The following is a 23,344-nucleotide window of genomic DNA, read 5'->3' as shown; positions in this document are numbered from 1 at the left end:
AATCGGCATCACTTTGTCCCTAGCACGGCCTAGGCGATAAATAGCAAATAAATCGGCAGACGATCGATCATAAAAATAACCTTACAAATACAATAAATGGAGACCTCGCTATGGCGGATGGATTACACCGCGTTCATTACAACCCCTCAACAGCACAACTTGTCGAATTTGCCCTGCTACGCGGCGAAGGTGAATTGACAGCCAATGGCGCATTAGTTGCAAAAACTGGCGCTCGCAGCGGTCGCTCACCCGGCGATCGTTTTATCGTCAAAGAGCCCAGTTCAGAGGCCGATATTGAATGGGGCCCTGTCAACCAAGCTTTCGAACCCGGTGCTTTTGAAGGTTTATGGGCACGGGTTGAGGCATATCTTGCCGATAAAGAACTGTTTGTATCTGATCTCGAAGTCGGTGCCGACACTGAACATTACCAACCAGTACGCGTTACTACGCAATACGCTTGGCATCAACTGTTCGCCCGCAATCTATTCATCATTCCTGAAGAATTTAATCGTAAAGACAAACCAGTATGGCAGATCATCAATGCCCCAGACTTTGTTTGCGATCCCGCGCGTGATGGCACTAACTCAGATGCAGCCGTGATTTTAAACTTCGCCGAACGTAAAGTGCTGCTTGCAGGCCTGAAATACGCTGGCGAAATGAAAAAATCTATGTTCTCAGTACAGAACTTCCTACTGCCAGCCCAAGGCGTGCTCCCAATGCACTGCTCAGCCAACGTAGGTAAAGATGGCGACACTACGCTATTTTTCGGTTTATCTGGCACAGGTAAAACCACATTATCTGCCGATCCAAAACGCTTCCTGATCGGTGACGATGAACACGGCTGGGCACCGGGCGGCGTATTTAATATCGAAGGCGGTTGCTACGCCAAGTGTATCGATTTAAGCCAGAAGAATGAGCCCGTGATTTGGGATGCGATTCGTTTCGGCACTGTGCTTGAAAACGTGGTCATGGACGAACACCGCGTCCCTAACTACAAAGACAGCAGCCTAACGGAAAACACTCGCGCAGCCTATCCGCTGGAGCACATCGCCCAACGTAAAGAAGACAACTGCGGCGCCGAGCCACATGCCGTCGTATTCTTAACCTGCGACGTATCTGGCGTATTGCCACCGGTTTCTATCCTGACTAAAGAACAAGCGGCATACCACTTCTTATCTGGCTATACCGCCAAAGTGGGTTCGACTGAAATCGGCTCAACCTCAGCGATTCAATCGACCTTCTCAACGTGCTTCGGCGCACCTTTCTTCCCACGCCCTGCTGGCGTGTACGCTGAACTGTTAATGAAACGCATTGAGTCATTCGGTAGCCAAGTCTACTTAGTCAACACTGGCTGGACTGGCGGTCCACATGGTGTGGGTAAACGTTTTGACATCCCCACCACTCGCGCCATAGTCGATGCAATTGTCAGCGGTGAATTGAAAGATGTTGAAACCATCCACTTAGACACCTTGAACCTCGCCGTTCCTGTTGCAGTGACAGGCGTAGACAGCAATTTACTCAACCCAATCAACACTTGGGGCGATAAAGCGCTATATGCCGAATATGCCCAGAAGCTGGCCGAAGCTTTCACTAAAAACTTCGCTAAGTATCAAGTGTCAGACGCAATCCGACACGCAGGCCCAAAAGCATAAACGCCTAAGCATTTAATTTAAAGCCTGTAAAAAAATGGCACTGACTCAATATTGATCGGTGCCATTTTTATAGGGCTGACGCAAACCATGGCATTTATGTGATTAATTCGATTAAATAAGTTCCCTAAGTGCATATGCTAGCGGTATAAAGAAAACGGATTTACACTGCGGCCAGATTCCAAGATGGAGGAATACATACAATGGACGTTAAGACCTATCTACAAGCATTGAGTGCTCTCTACGCCAGCCTAAATCAAACATTAGAACTGCATGATGGCTTATCAAACTCGGCCTTAGATGAAGCCGAAAAACAATTAGGTTTTACACTTATCTCCCCGTTAAGGGAGCTTTGGGGATATGCCAATGGCGGCAATGAGTGGAGCACAGTATTTGCCCGGAAAGATTACTTTTGTCGGTATGATTTTTTGTCATTAGCCTCATCGCTTAAATTTCGTGATCGAATGAAAAAACAGGCTCAGTACTACGCTGATTACCAAGAGCCAGAAGTGCGGGATCCCAAAATCCAATCGGGATGGTATCAAGAAGGATGGCTGCCCTTTGCCCAATTTGGGGGCGGTACATTACTCTTGATTGCAGATCATTCGCCCTCGGCATTAGGCCAAATTGGACAAGTGATAGCATACACCCATGACCCCGATATGATGGACTTTATCTGCCCAGATCTAAGCCAATTTTTTGCACAATCCTTGGCGCAAATTGCGCTATATCCAGATGAGTTAATTGAGGATTAAGGATAACGAAAATGAACGACCCATTACTCAACAAACCTAGTGAACTGATTATTGAAGGTGAGCTTCAGTGCAACGATAAGTTACGCATAAAAATGCTCGAAGACGTTTCTTTGATGACACAAGAGACGAAGCATAAAATCCTAAATGCTATGCTCAAAATGCATAAGTACTTTGAAGATTATTGCGGTGACTTAGAGATTTCTTTAAATACCATCAATGAAATAGCCGCAAATACCCAGCCTTTGTACATTATATTGGATGACACCAGCACAATGGAGACTCGGGCAATTCGTTATCATTACACCTGCAACTGGGAAACCGATCATGGCGTAGAAGTGTTGATACTCAATGGTAATCAAGTGATTTTTGTGGGCAACTGCGGTTATACCTATGGTGTGTTACTTTCCTCAATTGATAGCGATTTATGCCTACAAAATGAAGAGCTTAATTTTCTTATTGCATAAAATTAAAACTATGCCTGCTGTTGGAAGTTTTAAAACAACCTTTCTCCAATGGACTTGATTAGGGCGTGTTGACGTTTCGAGATTAAATTTTGTTCGCTCTGGTAAGCTCGTGATCGCGAAATGAGGAGTGACCTTAACGGTGACAACGATAAGTGAGATACAAGATGAAAAACTACCCTAAAAAAGACAGAGACCAAGCATTCAGTGTATTGCAGAGACTGGCAGAAAATGACGAGCAGTTAACCGAGCCTCAAGCAGTCAAACTCGCTATCCTAGCGCAGGGTTTAAAAGAGAGTGATGATCTCACCGCTAATGACTTAATTCATCGCATCAGCTATATAGAAAATGAATTAACCCAGTTCGCCATAATCCAGCGGGTGGCCTTTAACAACCTCGGCGAGTTTATAAACAGCCTGACGTTAGCGGGGCGCTTTGGTTGTTTCACGAGATTGGTGCGAGGTGGGGATTACTCGGGGACTGACAGCCTACATATTTGGCCGCTGCTGGCGGCACTCGCCATTCATGATTTACCCACTATCGCCGCCTATAAAAAGCAATTTGTGCCACCCTTTTTAACGGGTCATAAGGTGACAGTCTTGGCCTGCAATGCGGTATATGCCATTTTAGGTGCCACACCCGTTACAGATAATTTACGACATAAACTCACAAGCCTAAAAGATTCGAAATACAGTATGGCGATGCTGCATAGCCTCGCGGCCATCATCAATCAGGACATGGGCTCGTTTATCGACAATATCGCCATTATGGTCAAGTCTAATCGCTCGCAGCAAGAATATTCGCCACTGGAAAAATGTTACTGTGTTAATGCCCATGGTTTAGTCAATTTATGGCGGTTCCATACAACCAATGCGCCATTACCTCCCCTTGATTTCCCCCTACCATGGCAGAATGAATTACACGCGTTTTTTACCACGGGTCACGAGTCCATTAATATATCTTTCAATCCCTTAGCTGAGCAAAACTTAAATGTTCTGCCAATTGACCCAAATACGCTGACGCTAATCCATTCATTAACAGACACACAAAGTTAACTACGATTAATCCAAACACAATTAACCATTTAAAATTATGCAATTCTCTAAATAACTAAACTTCAGTTACCTAAAAGCTGGATTCCCGTTCACAAGGGTTGCGGGAATGACGGCTTAATATGACCTCTAATGAAACATCATTAGGATTTGGCTCTTTAGCTGTGTTATTTACCTTTATCATTAAATCTATTAACAATTCCTCAGTGTCCGTGTAGTTTAGATAGCTTATAAAAACAACAATAGGCTATCGCTATGACTTTACCCTCTGTATCACTTGCTGCATCAACATCATTTGAATTTAAGCCTCCAATAAATAAATCCCGTTTTTCCAAGACCTTACTCGCTTCGGCCTTAGCCTTGAGTTTTATGGGGGCGAGTTTCACTTCGGCACAAGCGGCGACCCATGCGATGCCGGATGCGGCTAAGTTGGCAGCGGGTGTGGAGCAAAAGGTGATCAACTGGCGCCGTGATTTGCATCAACACCCTGAGTTGTCTAACCGTGAGTTTCGCACCAGCAAGATTATTGAAAAACATCTGAAATCCCTAGGTTTAGAAGTGCAAACGGGTGTGGCGCATACGGGCGTGGTGGCAATCTTAAAGGGTGGAAAGCTGAAGGGCGGCAAGCCTGGGCCGCTGATTGCGATTCGGGCGGATATGGATGCACTCCCTGTGACTGAAGTGGTCGATGTGCCTTTTGCCTCTAAGGCGACTGACACTTATCGCGATCAAAAGGTGGGGGTGATGCATGCCTGTGGGCACGATACCCATGTGGCTATGTTGATGGGCGTGGCTGAAAACCTCGTGAAAGTGAAAGACAGCCTAGCGGGGGATGTGATGTTTATCTTCCAACCCGCCGAAGAAGGTGCGCCAGAGGGTGAAGAGGGCGGCGCGGAATTGATGCTCAAAGAAGGGTTATTTGCTCAGCGCAAACCCGAGCAAGTATTTGGTATGCATGTCACCTCGAGCATGCCGAGTGGCATGATTGGCCTACGCAGTGGCCCAGCAATGGCGAGTGAAGACTCTTTTACTATCAAAGTGAAAGGCAGCCAAACCCACGGTTCACGACCTTGGAATGGGGTTGATCCTATCGTCGCTGCGGCGCAAATTATCACTAACGTGCAAACCATAGTGAGCCGTCAGGTGGATATCACTAAAGCGCCGGCGGTGGTGAGTTTTGGTGCGGTCAATGGTGGCATTCGCTCTAACATTATTCCCGATGAAGTCGAGCTGATTGGCACTATTCGTACCTTCGACCAACCTATGCGCGCCGATATTAAACTGCGTTTAGCGCAAATGGCCGAGCTGTCGGCGAAAACCTTAGGGGCGACTGCGACCACTGAGATCCACCAAGGTTATCCTGTGGTGGTCAACAATCCCGAATTAGTCGCCAGTATGCGGCCCGTGCTGGCGAGCGTGGTGGGCGATAAGATGCTGATTGAACCCGGGTTAATCACAGGTGCCGAAGACTTTGCTTACTACGCCTTAGAAACGCCGGGGATGTTTTTCTTCCTCGGGGTGACGCCAAAGGGAACGGACCCTGAAACGGCGGCCAGCAATCATTCACCGGCATTTTATGTGGATGAAAGTGCGCTAAAAGTGGGTGTTGAAGCCATGACCAAAGTGGCGTTAACGGCGCTCAAAGCCCAATAAGTGGCTAACGTATTATTCCGTAAGCACTGCGGTATAACTTGAGCTTACAAAAAATCGGCGCGGGATACGCTTGCTGCGCTTGATTTGTTAAACAATTTACCTTCATATGTGATTTTTTACAGCAAGGAGCGAACAAGATGAAGCGCACGCTATCGGCTCTGGTGTTGGCTATGGGACTTTTGAATCCCCTAAGCCAAGCACAGGCCACCACGGCAGAAGACATTAAGAGTTTCACGCTAGATAACGGCATGAAAATCATGGTGCTAGAAGATGCCTCAATTCCCAATGCCAACATGTATTTGTTTTGGAAGGTAGGTTCACGTAACGAAGTGCCCGGCATTACCGGTATTTCGCACTTTTTCGAACACATGATGTTCAACGGTTCGAAAAAGTACGGCCCAAAAATGTTCGACCGCACTATGGAAGCTGCCGGTGGCGCGAACAATGCGTATACCACTGAAGATATGACGGTTTATACCGATTGGTTCCCCGCCAATGCACTCGAAACTATGTTCGATCTCGAGGCTGACCGTATCGCTAACTTAGATATCAATCCCGAAATGGTAGAAAGCGAGCGTGGTGTAGTGCAGTCAGAGCGTTCTACTGGCTTAGAGAACTCTAACTGGAATGCCCTTGAAGGCGAAATCAAAGGCGTGGCATTTTTAGCCCACCCTTATTCTTGGTCGGTGATCGGTCACGAGTCGGATATCGCCGCTTGGTCGCTGGAAGATTTAGTCCAGTACCATAAAACCTATTATGCGCCGAACAATGCCGTGGTCGTGATTGCCGGTGATGTAAAGCTTGCCCAAGTAAAAGCCTTGGCAGACAAGTATTTTGCGCCTATTCCGGCACAAACGCCGCCTAAAGCGATTCGGACCGTAGAGCCTGAACAAAAGGGCGAGCGTCGCACCTTTGTGCAAAAGGCATCGGTTAGCACACCAAATGTGATGTTGGCGTACCATATTCCGGCGGCAACCCACGCGGATTTTTATGCGCTGGACTTATTAAGCTCGATTTTAAGCCAAGGTAATAGCTCGCGTTTATATCAATCATTGGTGGATAAACAAGTGGCCTTAGAAGCGCAAACCTATATGCCGATGTCGGTCGATCCTAACCTCTTCTATGTAATGGGCGTGGCGACACCTGAAGTGAATGCCTCAACCTTAGAGCGCGCGCTGATCGAGCAAATCAATAGCATTGCGAGCCAAGGTGTTACCCAGCAAGAATTGGATAAAGTTAAAAATATCAAGTTGATGGATTTTTATCGCTCAATGGAAACCATTAATGGCAAGGCCAATACCATAGGCACCTATGAGATGTATTTTGGTAGTTACGACAAGCTATTTAATGCGCCAAAAGCCTATAACAAGGTGACACCAGCAGATATTCAGCGTGTTGCCCAAACCTACTTACGTAAATCGAATCGCACTGTGGCTGTGCTGGCAGCATCCGAGGAGTCTGATCAATGAAATCATTTGGAAAACCCTCTACGTTAATGGCGGCTTTAGCTTTAGGAACAAGTTTGGCCTTAGCAGGCTGTGCGGCGATATCAGCCCCAAAACTCGTTGATACTGGCAGCTTTGCCATGCCAAGTTACGATAAGTTTGTGTTAGATAATGGCCTTACTGTGTATTTAATGCCCCAGCGCGAAGTGCCCTTAATTACCTTAAATGCCGTGGTGCGCGCAGGTGCCGTCAATGACACCACTGCAGGCGTGGCACAAATGACGGCAGAAGGTTTATTGTTAGGTGCAGCGGGTAAATCTAAGGCCGATATCGAGCAGCAAGTGGATTTTCTTGGTGCCAGTTTAGGCGCTGATGCAGATAAAGAAGGCAGTTATCTGAGTGCTGACTTTATGGCGAAGGATATTGACCTCATGCTGGGCCTATTTAGCGCCGCCATATTAACCCCTGATTTTGATGCGGCCGAATTTGATAAACTCAAACAACGCGCCATTGCCGGGCTGCAGCAAGATAAAGAAAGCCCACGGGCGGTGATTGGTCGCTACTTCGATAAACTCGTATTTGGCGATCATCCCTATGGTAATGCGGCTTCAGGTAACAGTGATTCGCTAGAGCAAATCACTGTATCGCAGCTACGCGCTTTCCATAAGAGTTACTATCAGCCTGCCAATACCGCGATAACCGTTGTGGGTGACTTTGATGTGACTGCTATGAAAGCCAAACTGACACAAACATTCGGCCAATGGAAAGACAGCGAAAAACTGGTACAGCCTAATTTAAACCAAGGTTTGCCTCAGTTAACCGAGGCCAAAGTTTTGTTGGTGGATAAACCCGATGCAATCGAAACCACCTTTTTGATCGGCGGTTTAGGCATTAGCCGTAATAACCCTGACTATGTGGGTTTAACGGTAGTAAACACGATTTTAGGCGGCCGCTTTACCTCTTGGCTGAATGATGAGCTAAGGGTAAACGCAGGCTTAACCTATGGTGCACGCTCAGGTTTTACACCGTATACCGACTCAGGCGTGTTTACTATCAGCACTTTCACTAAGACAGAGACGACTCAAGAAGCGATAGATTTAGCCTTAAAAACCTATGCACGTTTATGGGAAAAAGGTATAGATCAGGCGACGTTAGATTCAGCAAAAGCCTATGTGAAGGGGCAGTTCCCACCTAAGTTTGAAACCTCAGGCCAGTTGGCTGGGTTATTGTCTGGCATGTATTTGTACGGCTTCGATGACAAGTTTATCAATGAGTTCCAAGCTAAGGTGGACGGTTTAACCTTAGAAGAAACCCAAAGACTCGTGAAAGCTTACTTCCCACAGAAGGACTTACAATTTGTACTAATTGGTAACGCGAGCAAGATTGCGCCTGTTGCAGCTAAATATGGCAAAGTGCAAACTGTCGATATTAACGCCACAGGATTTGGTCAATAAGTTATCGTTGCTCGGTTTGATTCAATAAAGAAAAGGTCTGCATAGTGCAGACCTTTTGCTTTTCTGTGCTAGGTTCTAGATTCTATTGTCCACCCGGCTTGGCGTAGTGGGTCATCCAATCTTTGACTTGGTTATACCAATAGATAGAGTTATTAGGCTTCATCACCCAATGGTTTTCATCGGGGAAGTAAATCATCCGCGATTCCACATTGCGAGTTTGCAGGGTGCGGAACAGCTCAAACCCTTGCCCTACTGGTACACGGTAGTCGAGCTGACCGTGGCTAACCAACGTTGGAGTGTTAAAGTTAGCCGCAAAATAATGTGGCGAAATCGCTTTATATAACTCAGGATTATCCCAGTAATTACCAAAGCGCGTGCTGTGCACCGCAAAGTCGGCCGCCATTTGTGAATACATGTCATAAACCGCGGCATGGATCAGTAGGGCTTTAAAGGGATGTGGTTGACCTAAAATAATCGAGGTCAGATATCCACCGTAACTTGCGCCACCCGCGACCATACGATCGCTATCAATCCAGCTTTGCTGTTTAAACCAGTCAGCAGCTTTGAGCACATCTTCGAGGGATTTATTCTTCCAATCTGGGTTAATTGCATCGGCAAAGTCTTGTCCAAAGCCGCTAGAACCATGGAAGTTTGGCCACGCAGTAACATATCCCCAAGAGGCGAAGGTTTGCGCGTTCCAACGGTAATGGAAACCATCGGAGATGGCGTTATGTGGCCCGCCGTGAACCAACATAAAGAGGGGGTATTTTTTACTGCGATCGAACCCTGGTGGATAATGTACCCACATTTGAATATCTTGATTTTGATATCCCTTGTAAGTCACTGACTCATAAGTGCCTAAATCAACGTCTTTAAGAATATCGTCATTAAAGCTCTCTAGGCGTACCGTCTTGCCATTGCGGGGATTAATGCTGACCAAGCGCGCTGGGTGCAAGAAACTCTCGTTGGTGGCAACCAATTCACCATCTTTGCCTATGGCAGGTTGACCAAAGTCAGTCGCCTCTGTAATGGCTTTGACTTTACCGTTTTTGGCATCGATATGATAAATGCGACTCGTCGCAGCATCATCAATAGCGGCATAAAAACCTTTGCTATCGGGTGTCCAATTAAATTGGCTGACTGAACGATCCCACTCAGGCGTTAGCGTATTGAGTTTGCGGCTATCAATATCCAGTAGCATCAACCTTGCGGTATCGGCATAAAATCCGGGGATTTTTTGGCGGGTAAAGGCCAGCGTTTTGCCATTAGGACTAAAGTTTGGATTAACATCTGCGGCTTGATTTTCTGGCGTAATATTTTCAGCTTTACCGCTACCAATCGTGGCGAGGAAAATATCCAGTTTAGGATCAACACGATTGTCTGAGCCATAAGCACTGAAAGCAATCAAGCGTTCATTAGGCGAAATATCATAACTTGAACTGCTTTGGCTCGAACGCGGTAACTCATATCCAAGCGGTTGAGTGACGGCTTCAACTTCGCCGCCCAAAGCGGGGATCCTAAAGACATGGGCTTGACGACGTTCATCCAGCCAATGATCAAACTGGGCATAGGGCAACGCATTCCACTGGCGCGCGGATACCTTATCGTCCTTGTCGGTTTTTAGTTGGGTTTTCATCTCATCCCATTTTTGATTTGGGAAGATATTGCTGATGAAATACAGATGCTTGCCAACCCACTTAATACCATTAACGCCAGTAGGAATATCGGTTAAGCGTTGCGCTTCACCAGGACCATCCATAGGCAACAGATAAATTTGGCCTGCATCGTCTTCATTTCGCTCACTGACAAAGGCTAATGTCTTGCCATCAGGTGAAAACACTGGCTCACGAACCTTTAGCCCCTTCGCTGTGATGGCACGATTATTTTTCCCTTCGCCATCAAAACGCCACAACTGGGTCGAACCTTTATCTTCTTTTAAATCATATTCTGTCACTGGCGCAATAATATGTTCACCAGAGGGGGATACCACAGGGCTACCAATACGCTTAAGTTGCCAAAGCAACTCCACCGAGAGTGGCTTGCCCTGCTCCGCCAATGCTGAGCCAAATGGCATCAACAGACAGAGCAATAAAATTCCTGCCTTCTTCACTGTGAGTCTCCTTAATATATACCTACGCTATCTGGAGAGACGCATGCCAGCATCTTCAGATTGTTTGGGTATAAATATCGTTATAATGATTATATTTGGTTGTACAAACCCGAGAGTATAGAAACTCAGCATGAAAGCAAACTGAGTAATGATGAGCAATAAACGTGCTTTGTGTAACCATCTGTAAATTTGGCTCGTCAACCTCGACTGCCATTGTGATAATTTGTCCGCGAGTAGCACTTCAGCATCAACCAACATAAAGACGGCTAAGCATTTGTTTATGATTAAATTTAACGCTAATCTAATCCGACATTGCAGATAGGTGAAAATATGCAGAATAAAATAAACCTATTAAAACGGTATTGTCTGTGGGGCATTACGCTCAGCGTAGTAACGCCTTTTTCGGCCGTAGCGACTAAAATCAGCTTTAATGAATTTTGCGCTCAATTTGTTGGTCAGTGGACTGGCGATGCGGCTAAAGTGGGTGAAATACCACGAAAAGTCACCACAACAGGTTTATGCTCCCACGATCAGCGGCAGTTGATCCTATCCGTCAGTGTCGGAACAAGGGCCCCTTACAGTGAAACGTGGTGGTTTAGAGAGCAAGGCGAACAAGTACTTCTGACATACTACGATGGTATATCACAGGAAAAACAGCAAGTTTTTAGTTTATATCGTAAAAATGGGGATTATTCCTTACTGGGGGAAGGCGTAGTAAATGCCCGTTCTGCATTGATCCAGTTGTACTTTCAAACCCAGCCCTCCTCTAGCCAACATAATGCTTGGCAATGGACACAGAATATTCAATATTTAGATGATGATGTTGATCGCTATCAGCTTTTTCGTGGGATAGAGATGACGCCTGTGACGCCATCCCAATAAGTGTACTCACTCATACACGAACTGGCAGTTTTGATTATGTAGTACGACTTAATCGTACAATCTCTACTTGACACCACACAACTCACTTCGGGACAAAAAAGCGTTAGATTTTATGCACTAAAGGTGGGTAATAGCATTAGGTAAGTTATGGCGACCAGATTCGTTTACACTGACCCCGTGTATTCGTTGACTGATATCTACTAACGCAGACTTGCCATGGTGTTCACTCACCGACATGCAGCAAGTACTTCACAAAAGGTGTCCATCCCATCATCCGTGGATGCAGGGCCGCCCCATCTGATGTGAAAGGATTCACAAATGCCGCGATGGCATGGACGCCAAAGAGCGGCCATGGTGCGGACGGTCGTCTCGCCAATCACCATGGCTCACCTATTTAATATCGGTGTAACCTGTTTGCTTTAAAGTAGATATGTGACTCGTTTGTGGACATAAATGAGCTAGATTGTTAATCCTAATTTGAGGTTTTCGGATAAGAATTTCTATGTCTTAACCTACGCTCTAGCCCATTCCTGTGAGCAACGCGAGCTATTTGAACCACTAGTTAGTAGCTTTCATAGATTTGATTCGTGACGGCAACTCAAAAAGAGTAATGAGTAATGTTTCCGCATGCGTTTTAGAAGGTCACTGGTGCAACAATGCTTGATTTGGTATAGCTATTGATCATCGAGTTATTTCTGTCTTAACTTATATTTTATTGTCTTCATTGCTTTTATAGGATAACCAATTCCCCAGTTTGGGTTATACCACATGGCCACACACCGGTATGATATAATGCTAAGATTGCTACCCACTTTCCTGGCTGATTAGAAAGGACCTCTTTGGCTGCATGTCTACAAGCGAACAGCGCGCTACCTTTCATTGCCTCTGTGTAGTTATGAGGGCCATCGACAAGTTTAGGATGAGTCTTCCCAACGCTTCGCAACGATTTCAACGCGGCTTTATAAACCACTTTCTCAGCCTCTTTGTCGTAGAGCTGTTCGTCTGGTTTAGTTGGATATGTTCCTTCGAAAGGATCGGATTGATCTCTGCTGCTCGGCAACCAATCCCATTCAATTTGTAATTGAGAAATCGCTAAGATGTGCTCAGCTTGGCTTAGCCAGTCAGTATTCTCTATTTGTTCAATCAATGCTTCGATGTTCATTAGCAGTTACGCCTGAGTCGATTCTTGGTTTGTCCTAACGCCGCCAACAACTGCCGGAGTGAATTAAAAACTTTTTTACGTCTTTTTGCAAAAAAGGCAGTTTACGGAGGTCAGATTGACTGGCCTTGTTAAACATTTTAGAACTTGAGTGAATAACCACTGGAAACCCACTCATTGAAATTTGCCGCCAACAATACCATAGACTCTTTAGTTAAATCGCCGAAAGGTACCCTATAAACTGGCCAGTCTTCTGAGCTTATATTATGTGTGGTATCGAAGACAATTGACTCTCCCCCACCATCTGAACCAATAGCAACCAACCCAGGCAAGTATTGCTCGTAGCAATAGGCTTCTGTTAATTCGGAAATCTCTTTAGCGCTCCAGAGCACAACTGAGTCATCTGGTTCTTGCACGCCAATCGGAGTTTCAGCCCCATTAGTTTCAAGCAAGAACTTCTTATACTCACTAGGAAGATCTGTTCCTAACCATTTCTCAAGAGCCTGAATTTCTTCAGCACTTGCTGGATTTTCCGGATATTCGAATTTATCTCGATATTTGCTCATGATGCGTAACATCTTCGTAATTATGCGCTGTTTGCAGGGCATAAATCGCTTGTTGGACTTGGCAACTGCCACATACAGGTCAATTGGTACAAATGATGCTATAGGAATTTGCATTTTTGCGGTAGCGGTTTTTTATACTGTTTCATGGTTAATCACTTGATATTGTTTTAGCTTTCTCATTCTTTTACGCTCACGTCTGACTCATTATTTACCTTGATTGACAGCATTTTGGCCTCGTATTCAGGCTAACACTCATACCACATTTTCTCATCTGCTAATGTAATTGCGGTTGGATAATACTGATTAGACCAGAGCCCTGTAGCATTACTAAAATTGAGTCAACATACTGATGTTGAAGTGAGCTAGATGCCACTTTGCTAACAAGGAATGGGCAATACCTTTTTAGCTAAACGAACAGTTAAGGGGGTAGTTAAGATTGCTACTGTTGCAACAGTGACCGTTGGCGGCATGGCCGCTCTTTCACATCATGTGATCGCGACATTCGCACTTCCATATGCAGCAGATGCCGCCGCCGAGCCTCAGGGATACTTATTTTGAAAGAAATGGGCGGCGTGTCACTGGGGAAACAGTGGCAATGCACATAACACAATATACGATTCAGCTGTCTTGCTTTGGGGTCGAATGGAATTAAAGTAACCTGTCGGATCTAATCGCATCGTGATTTGAATATTGACAGGTTAACTCTAGATTAATCCAAATAAGTATCCCTAAGCATTAAATTGCACCTTCAAAACCGAGTTGGCGCCATGCTTCGTAGCTGATAATGGCCACCGCATTAGAAAGGTTCAAACTACGACTCGTTGCCGCCATGGGAATACGCAATCTTTGCTCGGTCGGAATTGACTCGATAATCGCCATCGGCAAACCACGGGTCTCAGGGCCAAATAACAGCACATCATCCTTGGCAAAACTCAGCTCAGTATGCGGGCGACTCCCCTTAGTGGTACAGGCCATAATGCGCTTGCCTGTCATCGCTTCAAGAAAGGCATCGAAATCTTTATGGCGAGTCACATTGGTTAAGTCTGCATAGTCCAAACCCGCGCGGCGTAGCTTTTTCTCTTCTAGATCAAAACCTAATGGCTCAATCAAATGGAGCTGGCAGCCATTGTTTGCGCAAAGGCGAATGATATTACCTGTGTTAGGTGCGATTTCTGGCTCATAGAGTGCGATATGGAACATACTGGCTCGCCTGTAAAAAATGACGCCCGATTATACGGCAAACGGCGCACAAACGCAGTGTCTGTTGTGAGTGGATTTGGCTCAGGTCATACAATAGAGGTTGTAAATAGGTGGAATTGTTATCTCAAGGCTTGCCTGCTTTATTATCTCAAAGTAACATATCTCAATATCAAGATACTTTTTAAGAAGCCATTATGCCCTTTGTGATTGCGTTACTCGCTCCTGTATTTTGGGGGACTACCTATGCGTTAGTGAGTCTCTACTTACATGATATGTCGCCCTACTGGGTGGCCGTGTGGCGCGCCTTGCCTGCGGGGATATTAATGTTAATGCTGCGTCCTCGTTTGCCAACGCTGGTGTGGTCAAAGCTTGGTTTGCTCGCTTTTTGTAATATCGGCGCTTTCTTCGCTTTGCTATTTATCGGAGCTTATCGTTTGCCGGGCGCAGTGGCGGGAACCTTAGGGGCGACGCTGCCACTCATCTTCTTAATGCTGGCTTGGCTTATTGATAAAAAAAGGCCAGGAATAAAGTGGTTACTATTAGGTTTGATGGGGCTCGGTGGAGTCATTTTACTGCTTAACCCGTCGGCGGATCTCGATCCTATCGGTGTACTTTGCATGCTGAGTGCCACCACTTTAATCGCTTTTTCTTCTCGCTGGATGCAAAAGTGGGATGTGGGTGACTTTTTAGTACTGACCGCGTGGCAGCTATTATTGGGCGGCTTGATGCTGATCCCACTGGCTTGGTTTATGGCAGGGCCACCGCAGCTACCGAGTATGACTTTGGTGCCGTCGCTGATATGGTTAGTGATTGCTAACACCGCCGTTGCCTATTGGGCTTGGCTGTGGTCGATGCGAAACTTAGGTCCAGAAATCATGGGCATGATGGCTTTAGTCAATCCAGTAGTTGCCGTATCATTAGGCGTATTAATTGTGGGTGAAACTTTAGATATGCGTCAATGGATGGGAATAGCGGTGATTTTATTGTCACTGTTATTGATGAAGTTGCCGCAGAATTTAAGGTTAAATCCATTTAAAAAAGTGCAACCCTAGCAACCCTAGCAACCCTAGCAACCCTAGTCATTATTTTGGTACGAATGAGGCATAGATGCTAAAACGTTTGGATCTGAATTTATTGCCCGTACTCGAAATCCTACTTGAGGAACAAAGCGTGACCGCCGCTGCTGCTCGGTTGCATTTGAGCCAATCGGCGGTGAGTAAGCAGCTCACACGTCTGAGGGAAGTGTTTGACGATCCTTTATTTGAGCGTACCGCCTATGGCCTAAAACCGACGCCCAAGGCCTTGTCACTCGCGCCTGAGTTGCGCCAATGCTTACAGCAGCTGGCGCAATTTACTCGCCCCAACACCTTTGAACCCGCCTTGAGCCAACGTCAATTTAGAATGCATTTGGTCGAAACCACCTATTCGCTGACCTTTCCCCATTTTATGCCCATGTTGCTTACCCAAGCGCCCGGTGTGAGTCTCAATTGCCAAACATGGCGACTCGATACTATGGACAAATTACTGCGCTGCGACATCGACTTAGCCATAGGTTGCCGCGAGTGGGATGAGCGTTCGCCCATGCATGTGAATAATATTCCCGATGACTTATGCCATGTTGAGTTAGTGCAGGATTATCCCGTGTGTTTGATGCGCCGTGATCATCCGGCGTTAACACAAGAATGGAATTTAGACACCTTCTTGAGTTATCGCCATCTGCAAGTGGCTTTTGGTGGTTTAGAGCATTGGTTGCTGGATGATGTGTTGCAACTCGAGGGCCGTAAACGGGATATTGCCGTGAATATGACCGACTTTCAGAGTGCTCTCACCCTGTGTGAACAGAGCGATTTGATCCTCTGTGCACCTTCGCGGTATGCCTTGGCTGTGATGAAGTCTTTTGAGCTTCAGTCTTTACCATCACCCATCAAGCTGATCCCCGGTGCGTATTTATTGATGTGGCACAAACACTTCGAACACGACTTAAGCCATAAATGGCTGCGAGAGTTGATTATCAATCGAGTGCATCAATCACACTCGCCTCAAACTTAGCCACCTTCAGGCTTCACTAGCCAAGTGAGCAAGGTGGGCAGAATAGCATTCCCATCGGTAAGCCCTTGCTGATAAACAGCGGTCACTTTATCAATATTACGATCAAGTCTTGATAAATTAAGTGGCTTGTCGGGACGGATCACAAAGGCTTTACCCGCGATAACGGCTTGGTCGATATCGAGTAACGCGCGGTTGTAAACTCGATGGCGCTCGCTTAATGCATGGGCAACTGCGGGATAGCGTTTATAGGTTTTGCGCGCTAACCAATTCATTTTCATGGGTGATTTTTGGTAGTGCTGATCTTGAGTCAAGATCACTACTTGGCGAGAATAACCGTCTTTTTGAGCCTGCAGCACAGGTATAGGTTCAGCAATCCCACCATCAAGGTAAGGATTGTGGTTGATTACGCAGGGTTTAGACATAAAAGGCAGGCTAGAGGAGGCAATAAGTACATCCAATAATTTATCATGGCAGCTAAAATCTACTCTGCTAAAGTAATCCGTTTTGCCTGTGTTGCAGTTAAAAGCCCCTACTTTAAATTCAGTGTCACTCTTTAAAAATGTCTTAAAATCAAATGGCAGCAACTCATAAGCCATACGACGGTAGGTAAAGTCAGTGTTGACATAGTTGCCTGTCGCCAGCCAATGACGAACGCCCATATAGCGTTTGTCATTAAGATATTGCTGCTGGATTTGGAGATTACGGCCAAATTGACGTGACACATAGGATGCAGGATAAATCGCCCCCGCCGACACACCAATCACATAACTAAAGTTGAGTGACTGCTGTAGAAACGCGTCTAATACACCTGCGGTATAAATGGCTCTGAGGCCGCCACCTTCTAATACTAAGGCCACATCTTTCATCTATTGGGTACATCTTTTTATTGATTCATATCAGCAGAATACCCCAGCTTGAGTAAGAAATGAATGTGCAAACTCTACACCTTCGCTGGCAACATAGTGACAAAACTTACACTCTCATCATAACGAATAGGCTAAGCGACTAACCTGTGCTCTTTACCACTTTTAATATGCTCTGTTTGATAACTCCCACCTTTCAATTGATCGGCATGGTTAAAATCAGTTTGACTAAAATATTGGCTGAGCGCGTTTAAGGCTTCTTTGACTTTAGCAGGCTGCCTATCCCGTGCAGATGTCACACTGTAAACACTGTAAGTATTGAATGACCATTCGGGTAACAAGGGGACTAATACACCTTTATCAAGATAATCAAGCACTTCAGGTTCGGGTAAGGCGGCATATCCTAACCCATCAAGCGTAAGCTGGATTAAGGTCTGCATATTGTTAACGCTGATCCGCTGCCCCGTGAGCTCAAAACACTCAAGACTAGGATGATGGGTTAAAAGTTCGCCTTTAGTGTAATTGTGATTGATTCGATTAAATGCCGCTAATTCAGATGGATGCTTGATATTATGATGCATAGGCAAGTAATCAGGTGAGGTACAGAGCAACATACGCCAATCGGCTAAGTGACGGGCAATTAAGTTTGAGTCTGAGAGTGGACCAATGCAAATCGCCAGATCGATACCGTCGTTGACTATATCTATGGGCCCATCCTGCATAACGAGGTTCAAACTTATTTGTGGATGAGTTGCAAGTAAATACTGAAAAGGTTCACTTAATAAACCACCACCAAATCCTACAGGCGCCGCAATCTTCAATTCTCCAGAAGGAATACCTTTTAAGTTATTAAGTTTTTGCTCTGTGCTATCAACGATACTGATCACTTTGCGGCAATTCTCATAGAACAAACTGCCTGCCTCGGTGAGCGTGAGGTTGCGGGTATTTCGGTGAAATAGACTTATCCCCATATCCATTTCGAGCTTGGTCACTTGCTGACTTACCGCAGACGAGCTGAGATTTAATTGCTGCGCAGCGGCACTCATCGATCCCTTTTCCGCAATAGTCGCAAAAACGATCATCCCCTTGATCATGTTTTTATTCATTCTTAAGTAACTCTTAAAAGTGATTACCCAAATTCTAACTTGAGTCAATTGTAACATAGGAATACATTTCCGTATTGAAAATTGTTCTCATTTGCAAAATGTTCTCTATGGAGACTTGTTGGTTATGTTGTTGAGTCGTAAGAAGTATCTCGCCCAAGTAATTAGTGTTTTATGTTTGTTACCCACAATACCTGTGACAAATGCCCTTGCGGATACCGCGCCTGATAAAGAAAAGATGATGGAAAGAATCGTGGTGACCGCCTCGGGATTTGAACAGCAAATTCGCGATGCGCCAGCTTCTATCAGCGTGATCACCCGTGAGGATCTGGATAACCGCTTCTACCGCGACTTAACCGATGCCATGTTAGAAGTGCCTGGCGTGGTAATTACGGGCGGTGCGGATCGTCAGGATATCAGTCTGCGTGGCATGGGTAGTCAATACACGTTAATTTTAGTGGATGGTAAACGTCAATCCTCGCGCGAGACACGGACTAACAGCGATGGTCCTGGTGTCGAAGGCGCTTGGACACCACCATTGGCTGCTATTGATAGAATTGAAATTGTCCGCGGCCCTATGTCATCACTTTATGGTTCGGATGCCATTGGTGGTGTGATCAACATTATCACCCGCAAAGTGCCGAACGAGTGGCAAGGTGAACTGCGACTTGACACAACTCTGCAGGAAAAATCAGACTCGGGAAATGTGTATCAAGGTAACTTTTTTGTTAACGGTGGCTTGATCAAAGATCTGCTAGGGATGCAACTTTATGGTCAATATACTCAGCGTGAAGAAGATAATATTTACGGAGGTTATCGTGGCCGCGATGCGACTAACTTGACCGCGAGATTTGCGCTCACGCCCAATGAAAATCACGATATCATGTTCGAAGTTGGTACCTCTAACCAAGAACTCGACAGTAGCTTAGGCAAAACCGTTGCACCTTTAGCACCAGGTGCAAGCTGTGGCCGTAATGGTTGCCCAGCCTCCTCTACCACTGAATATGAAAATAGCACTTTCTCACTTTCCCATACTGGTCGTTGGGACTTTGGTACTTCCGATACTTATATAAAGCATGAGGAATATGACAATAAATCCCGTAAGATGAAAATCACTAACACGGATGCGCAATCTAGCCTAATCACAACCTTAGGCCAAAGTCATACAGCGACCTTTGGCGCAGCATTCAATCATCAAGATCTCACTGACGAAACAGGTAACCAAGTGAGTGACTTAACCGATATTAGTCGCAAACAGTGGTCGGTATTTTCTGAGGATGAATGGCGCATTGTCGATAACTTTGCTCTGACCATGGGTCTGCGTTTGGATGACGATGAAAACTTTGGTAATCATGTCAGTCCGCGCGTTTATGGGGTGTGGGGATTAACCGACAGCACCACCTTAAAGGGCGGTGTGCCAACGGGCTTTAGGGCGCCGAGTTTGCGCCAGACAGTACCCGACTGGGGACAAGTCAGCCGTGGCGGCAATATGTACGGTAATCCGGATCTTGAACCAGAGACCTCCGTCAACTATGAGCTTGGTTTATATTCAGATCTGACCGAAAGCATTACCGCCAGTGCAGGTGTATTCTATAACGAGTTTAAGGACAAAATAACCCGCGTAGCCTGCCCTGCGACTCAATGCACTGAAGGCCCAAATCAATTTGGTTCCGATCCTACAACCTATGTGAATATTGACGAAGCAGTGACCCAAGGGATTGAACTGAGTATCGACTATCGCATTCGCTCAAACTTGAGTTTGACGGGGAACTATACCTATACGGACTCAGAGCAAAAGACAGGTGCTTATAAAGGTAGCCCATTGAATCAATTGCCTAAGCATTTGATCCAAGCGTCTTTCAACTACGAACCTATTGATAATTTAAGCACTTGGCTGAGAGTGAACTACCGTGGCGAAGAGAGCCAACCGACGACAGGCCCCTCATCGAGCAGTTTAATCGCACCTTCTTACACTCTGCTGGATTTGGGGGCTAACTATCAGTTGAACGATAGCCTGAAATTTAGCGCGGGTATCTATAACGCCTTCGATAAGGAAATTACCCAAGAAGAATACGGTTATATTGAAGATGGCCGCCGTTATTGGTTAGGTATGACCTATAGTTTTTAAATTGAAAATAGTGAGTTATAAAGAAGCCAGCTACATGCTGGCTTCTTTTTTGATTATTCAAAATTCGGTTTACGAATAAACAGGATGCTAAGATCTTGCTTTGGCGTGAACTGTTTTTGCTGGAATTCAAAGGTGAGTGGATCGGTTTTTTTGAGCTCGCCATCAAAACACAAGCTAATGAGATTTGTGGGCTGGGATTTTTTTAGGATGAGTTTGAAGTCCTTAATCGGCCCTTGCCAGTTATTAGCCGTGACCAAAATATAGCTAAGGTGGCTCCATTCCACGCCAATCTCCTGATCTTCACCGTCTTGTTTAACGATAAGGTTGCGCTTCCTAATGCCTTGCTTTGCACTTTCATCTAAACAGGCCAGTTCAGTGTAAGTATCAATAATACTACTGGCAGTATCGGGGATACCTGTTGAGAGGCTTGGCGTGTAGCTATGGCTGATAGCGACAGATTTACCCGCGGGAAAAGTTTGTTCCCACACAAAGTAATCACTTAGGGTAAAGGCGATTTGTTGGTTCTCATCCAACCATTGCTTGGGGAGCGCGGATTTACCCTTGGGGACTTCGGCATATTCGGCAAAGTAAGCGACTTCATCTACACCCCAGCCAAGCTGTTTCAACTCGGTTGAAATATCGGTTTTATCGGCGAGTTGGGCAACCAGCCTGTGCTGAGTTGGCTGGGTTTTGCCATTCACTTTAAGGGTGAAGTTATCAATGCTGCTGTGATCGGCGGAGCCAAAAAACATCGGTGGCATGGGGAAGGCGATGGGAACGATAAGATCATGCGAACTGGTGTTGGTAAACACATAATCGACCCTGACTTCGGTCTCGCTGATGAAGAGGGACTCTTTATCCATACTGATATTAGGCTGATATTTCAAGGTAATAGAGCCATTAGCATCGCCAAAACTGCTATCGTTGGCAGAGGCTGTTTCTCCGTAGACGAGTAAAACTATAGCAAAAAGGGGTATGGCTAAGTGTGCTGACATGAACTTCTTAACTCTAGTTGGATGTTTTAGTATCAATGGGAAACGATTATTGCGCGCGGGCGAGGTCGATGGCCGCACTTATCGCATTTCGCGCTTGTGGGCTATTTTTCCAGCAAGTAGTGCGCAGCATGCTGGCGACTAAGTTAGCAATATCATCCACTTCGTGTTGGGCGAGCTGATGCCAATTTCTTCGAAGCGTTTAATTACTGTCGGGCCAACGCCTTTGAGTGCCAATAAGGCTTGTTTTTCTTGTTCATTAAAACCCATAACGAATACTCCTTTATTACTGGGTAAGTGGCTCATGCGAGAGTTGTGGCAAGAATAAACTGAAATCACACTAACAAAAAGGCCCATAAAGGGCCTTTAGTGGTTAACTGTGCTTACATATCGCAAGGTTTGAGTGGTTTACGCAATTGAGCGCGTACGTTATCCATACCTGCGTAGAACTCTTTCATCATCAATAGCCCCATCATCTTGCCGTTATCGGTTACGATCAGATTGTCGGGATCCGTTGGGTCATTTTTAATCGCACCAATGAGTTTCATTGACGTCATTTCTTTAAATAAGGCAGTATCTAAATTGACGCCAAAGGTTTCGCGGAAATATTTACGCGATAAACGGCCAGAGAACATACCCAGCAAAAAGCGATATTGCATCACGTCTTTTTTACTGTAGTTCTTTTGTTGCTCGACACCCATTTGACCCGCTGCAATACGCTCTTGGTACTTACGTAGCGAGAAAGTGTTCACATAAAGCGTGTCATTCAAAAAGCTAAATGAACCTGAGCCGACCCCTAAATACTCATCGTAGTCGATCACATACTCATCAAAACCTTCGTCATTCGCTTTACCAAATGCCCATGCAGATAACTGATTATATTGACCATTGAGGCTGTTTAAGATCTGGCGATATTGGTTTGCCATATCCGCTTGCGGCGCCGCTAATTTGCCTTTAACGCTCTTACGGGTTTGATGAGTGATCATCAGCGGATAGGTGGTAATTTGTCTTGGATCTAAGCGCGATGCCATGTCGAGATCGTGTTGGATCACTTCATCAGTTTGGCCGCGGAAACCAAAAATCAGGTCGACGTTGATAATAGGGAACAACTCTTTGGCGCCCATGATCTTGTCGAAGGTTTGCTGACCCGTACCGAATTTATCGAGTCGGTCGGTCATTTTTAAAATATCGTCATTAAAGCTTTGCACGCCGATAGACATGCGATCCACTAAGCCTTTGAGTTGCTTAAAGCCTGGGCTGTCTAAATGCTGCGGATCGGACTCACATGAGACTTCTTTAATGCTAGGAAATAGGGTTTTAGCGTGTTCTATGGTGCAGGCTAATTCGTCTTCTAATACTGTGGTGGTTCCGCCACCAATGTACATAGATTCAAAGTCATAGCCGAGGGCTTTGACCATTTCCATCTCTTTCCGTAATGAGATGAAGTAAGCACGCGCCTTGTCTTCCTTAAACATAAAACGGTGGAAGGTACAGTAAGAGCACAGGGTATGGCAAAATGGAACATGAGCATACAACATGTATTTTTTGCCCTCAACAGGTGCAGGCATCATCTCTGCCGACAAGGTATCTAAGCGAAGATTCTTATCGACATAGTACTGCATGACCCGTTCCATCGAGCCGAGCATCCAGTTAGGGACGGTAATATTCGCTTGATAAGGCGTTGCGATAGCGCCGTTGAGCGTTTGAATAACTGATGACATAACGATTCCTATCTGAGAGTGCTAACCGTAAACACCGAAATAGCTTTAGGTAATTCACGACCACCTAGCGCAATTAGACTACCCTGTATGAAAAAGATAAAA

The 23,344-nt window shown here is 45.6% G+C and carries 19 protein-coding genes and 1 pseudogene; 11 read left to right on the top strand and 9 right to left on the bottom strand.

The genetic code is table 11. The annotated features are described in order from the left end of the window. Positions 1-92 precede the first annotated feature (92 nt). The 7 genes from MZ182_RS01965 (at position 93) to MZ182_RS01935 (ending at position 8,469) form a co-directional block, all read left to right on the top strand. Positions 93-1,652, top strand: coding sequence for a phosphoenolpyruvate carboxykinase (locus MZ182_RS01965; RefSeq protein ID WP_255211617.1), 1,560 nt, complete (start codon positions 93-95; stop codon positions 1,650-1,652). 200 nt (positions 1,653-1,852) lie between these two features. Beyond that, positions 1,853-2,404 carry an SMI1/KNR4 family protein gene (locus tag MZ182_RS01960; RefSeq protein ID WP_011790949.1) on the top strand — a complete coding sequence of 184 codons (552 nt, stop codon included), beginning with the start codon at positions 1,853-1,855 and terminating at the stop codon, positions 2,402-2,404. Between the two features lie 11 nt (positions 2,405-2,415). Next, positions 2,416-2,868 carry a DUF6985 domain-containing protein gene (locus MZ182_RS01955; RefSeq protein ID WP_011790950.1) on the top strand — a complete coding sequence of 151 codons (453 nt, stop codon included), beginning with the start codon at positions 2,416-2,418 and terminating at the stop codon, positions 2,866-2,868. Between the two features lie 164 nt (positions 2,869-3,032). Next, positions 3,033-3,920, top strand: coding sequence for a hypothetical protein (locus tag MZ182_RS01950; RefSeq protein WP_248068950.1), 888 nt, complete (start codon positions 3,033-3,035; stop codon positions 3,918-3,920). A 252-nt stretch (positions 3,921-4,172) separates the two neighbouring features. Then, positions 4,173-5,570: an amidohydrolase gene (locus MZ182_RS01945; RefSeq protein ID WP_248068953.1), complete on the top strand. Its 1,398-nt coding sequence runs from the start codon at positions 4,173-4,175 to the stop codon at positions 5,568-5,570. A 137-nt stretch (positions 5,571-5,707) separates the two neighbouring features. Further along, complete coding sequence (locus MZ182_RS01940; RefSeq protein WP_248068956.1) at positions 5,708-7,039, top strand: M16 family metallopeptidase; 1,332 nt, start codon at positions 5,708-5,710, stop codon at positions 7,037-7,039. Further along, on the top strand, positions 7,036-8,469 hold the full coding sequence (locus MZ182_RS01935; protein ID WP_011787836.1) for a M16 family metallopeptidase: 1,434 nt from the start codon (positions 7,036-7,038) through the stop codon (positions 8,467-8,469). Before MZ182_RS01940 ends, MZ182_RS01935 begins: the two co-directional genes overlap by 4 nt. An 82-nt stretch (positions 8,470-8,551) precedes the next feature. On the opposite strand, the gene MZ182_RS01930 is transcribed toward MZ182_RS01935, so the two are convergent. Further along, on the bottom strand, positions 8,552-10,579 hold the full coding sequence (locus MZ182_RS01930; RefSeq protein WP_248068960.1) for an alpha/beta hydrolase family protein: 2,028 nt from the start codon (positions 10,577-10,579) through the stop codon (positions 8,552-8,554). 330 nt (positions 10,580-10,909) lie between these two features. On the opposite strand from MZ182_RS01930, the gene MZ182_RS01925 reads away from it, so the two are divergent. Beyond that, positions 10,910-11,461 (top strand): hypothetical protein, encoded by a 552-nt coding sequence (locus MZ182_RS01925; protein ID WP_248068963.1) that lies wholly within the window; start codon positions 10,910-10,912, stop codon positions 11,459-11,461. A gap of 730 nt (positions 11,462-12,191) precedes the next feature. Here MZ182_RS01925 and MZ182_RS01920 read toward each other — a convergent pair. From MZ182_RS01920 to trmL, 3 genes are all read right to left on the bottom strand, one after another. Beyond that, positions 12,192-12,623: a hypothetical protein gene (locus MZ182_RS01920; protein ID WP_011787833.1), complete on the bottom strand. Its 432-nt coding sequence runs from the start codon at positions 12,621-12,623 to the stop codon at positions 12,192-12,194. 137 nt (positions 12,624-12,760) lie between these two features. Next, on the bottom strand, positions 12,761-13,258 hold the full coding sequence (locus MZ182_RS01915) for an SMI1/KNR4 family protein (RefSeq protein ID WP_248068965.1): 498 nt from the start codon (positions 13,256-13,258) through the stop codon (positions 12,761-12,763). 663 nt (positions 13,259-13,921) lie between these two features. Continuing rightward, a complete protein-coding gene (gene trmL / locus MZ182_RS01910; RefSeq protein ID WP_011787831.1) occupies positions 13,922-14,386 on the bottom strand; it encodes a tRNA (uridine(34)/cytosine(34)/5-carboxymethylaminomethyluridine(34)-2'-O)-methyltransferase TrmL in 465 nt (154 codons plus the stop codon). A 194-nt stretch (positions 14,387-14,580) separates the two neighbouring features. Here trmL and MZ182_RS01905 point away from each other — a divergent pair, with 194 nt between their 5' ends. Together MZ182_RS01905 and MZ182_RS01900 are read left to right on the top strand one after the other, a co-directional pair. Beyond that, a complete protein-coding gene (locus tag MZ182_RS01905; protein WP_248068968.1) occupies positions 14,581-15,438 on the top strand; it encodes a DMT family transporter in 858 nt (285 codons plus the stop codon). Between the two features lie 55 nt (positions 15,439-15,493). Next, positions 15,494-16,435 carry a LysR family transcriptional regulator gene (locus MZ182_RS01900; RefSeq protein ID WP_014609699.1) on the top strand — a complete coding sequence of 314 codons (942 nt, stop codon included), beginning with the start codon at positions 15,494-15,496 and terminating at the stop codon, positions 16,433-16,435. On the opposite strand, the gene MZ182_RS01895 is transcribed toward MZ182_RS01900, so the two are convergent. Both MZ182_RS01895 and MZ182_RS01890 read right to left on the bottom strand, forming a co-directional pair. Then, positions 16,432-17,301, bottom strand: a complete 870-nt coding sequence (locus MZ182_RS01895) for a patatin family protein (RefSeq protein WP_248068971.1) — start codon at positions 17,299-17,301, stop codon at positions 16,432-16,434. The two genes, MZ182_RS01900 and MZ182_RS01895, sit on opposite strands and share 4 nt — an antisense overlap. 131 nt (positions 17,302-17,432) lie before the next feature. Further along, on the bottom strand, positions 17,433-18,404 hold the full coding sequence (locus MZ182_RS01890; protein ID WP_248068973.1) for a LysR family transcriptional regulator: 972 nt from the start codon (positions 18,402-18,404) through the stop codon (positions 17,433-17,435). 124 nt (positions 18,405-18,528) lie between these two features. On the opposite strand from MZ182_RS01890, the gene MZ182_RS01885 reads away from it, so the two are divergent. Beyond that, the gene (locus MZ182_RS01885; RefSeq protein ID WP_248068976.1) at positions 18,529-20,529 is read left to right on the top strand and encodes a ligand-gated channel protein; all 2,001 of its coding nucleotides are present in this window, start codon (positions 18,529-18,531) and stop codon (positions 20,527-20,529) included. Between the two features lie 53 nt (positions 20,530-20,582). Here MZ182_RS01885 and MZ182_RS01880 read toward each other — a convergent pair whose 3' ends face one another. From MZ182_RS01880 to MZ182_RS01870, 3 genes and pseudogenes are all read right to left on the bottom strand, one after another. Next, positions 20,583-21,524 carry a DUF4424 domain-containing protein gene (locus MZ182_RS01880; protein ID WP_248068979.1) on the bottom strand — a complete coding sequence of 314 codons (942 nt, stop codon included), beginning with the start codon at positions 21,522-21,524 and terminating at the stop codon, positions 20,583-20,585. Positions 21,525-21,570: 46 nt separating this feature from the next. After that, positions 21,571-21,791: pseudogene (locus MZ182_RS01875) on the bottom strand (helix-hairpin-helix domain-containing protein). A gap of 113 nt (positions 21,792-21,904) precedes the next feature. Then, positions 21,905-23,242 carry a coproporphyrinogen III oxidase family protein gene (locus MZ182_RS01870; protein ID WP_248068982.1) on the bottom strand — a complete coding sequence of 446 codons (1,338 nt, stop codon included), beginning with the start codon at positions 23,240-23,242 and terminating at the stop codon, positions 21,905-21,907. Positions 23,243-23,344: the final 102 nt, after the last annotated feature.

The sequence above is a fragment of the Shewanella sp. JNE2 genome (assembly GCF_023159115.1).
Lineage (GTDB): Bacteria > Pseudomonadota > Gammaproteobacteria > Enterobacterales > Shewanellaceae > Shewanella > Shewanella putrefaciens.
Note: the sequence above shows the minus strand (reverse complement) of the source record. Positions and strands in the feature narration are given on the sequence as shown.

Coding starts and splice junctions, on each gene's coding strand:
- MZ182_RS01960 (WP_011790949.1), top strand. CDS start 1,853: ATGGACGTTAAGACCTATCTACAAGCATTGAGTGCTCTCTACGCCAGC.
- MZ182_RS01955 (WP_011790950.1), top strand. CDS start 2,416: ATGAACGACCCATTACTCAACAAACCTAGTGAACTGATTATTGAAGGT.
- MZ182_RS01950 (WP_248068950.1), top strand. CDS start 3,033: ATGAAAAACTACCCTAAAAAAGACAGAGACCAAGCATTCAGTGTATTG.
- MZ182_RS01945 (WP_248068953.1), top strand. CDS start 4,173: ATGACTTTACCCTCTGTATCACTTGCTGCATCAACATCATTTGAATTT.
- MZ182_RS01940 (WP_248068956.1), top strand. CDS start 5,708: ATGAAGCGCACGCTATCGGCTCTGGTGTTGGCTATGGGACTTTTGAAT.
- MZ182_RS01935 (WP_011787836.1), top strand. CDS start 7,036: ATGAAATCATTTGGAAAACCCTCTACGTTAATGGCGGCTTTAGCTTTA.
- MZ182_RS01925 (WP_248068963.1), top strand. CDS start 10,910: ATGCAGAATAAAATAAACCTATTAAAACGGTATTGTCTGTGGGGCATT.
- MZ182_RS01920 (WP_011787833.1), bottom strand. CDS start 12,623: ATGAACATCGAAGCATTGATTGAACAAATAGAGAATACTGACTGGCTA.
- trmL (WP_011787831.1), bottom strand. CDS start 14,386: ATGTTCCATATCGCACTCTATGAGCCAGAAATCGCACCTAACACAGGT.
- MZ182_RS01905 (WP_248068968.1), top strand. CDS start 14,581: ATGCCCTTTGTGATTGCGTTACTCGCTCCTGTATTTTGGGGGACTACC.
- MZ182_RS01900 (WP_014609699.1), top strand. CDS start 15,494: ATGCTAAAACGTTTGGATCTGAATTTATTGCCCGTACTCGAAATCCTA.
- MZ182_RS01895 (WP_248068971.1), bottom strand. CDS start 17,301: ATGAAAGATGTGGCCTTAGTATTAGAAGGTGGCGGCCTCAGAGCCATT.
- MZ182_RS01890 (WP_248068973.1), bottom strand. CDS start 18,404: ATGAATAAAAACATGATCAAGGGGATGATCGTTTTTGCGACTATTGCG.
- MZ182_RS01885 (WP_248068976.1), top strand. CDS start 18,529: ATGTTGTTGAGTCGTAAGAAGTATCTCGCCCAAGTAATTAGTGTTTTA.
- MZ182_RS01880 (WP_248068979.1), bottom strand. CDS start 21,524: ATGTCAGCACACTTAGCCATACCCCTTTTTGCTATAGTTTTACTCGTC.
- MZ182_RS01870 (WP_248068982.1), bottom strand. CDS start 23,242: ATGTCATCAGTTATTCAAACGCTCAACGGCGCTATCGCAACGCCTTAT.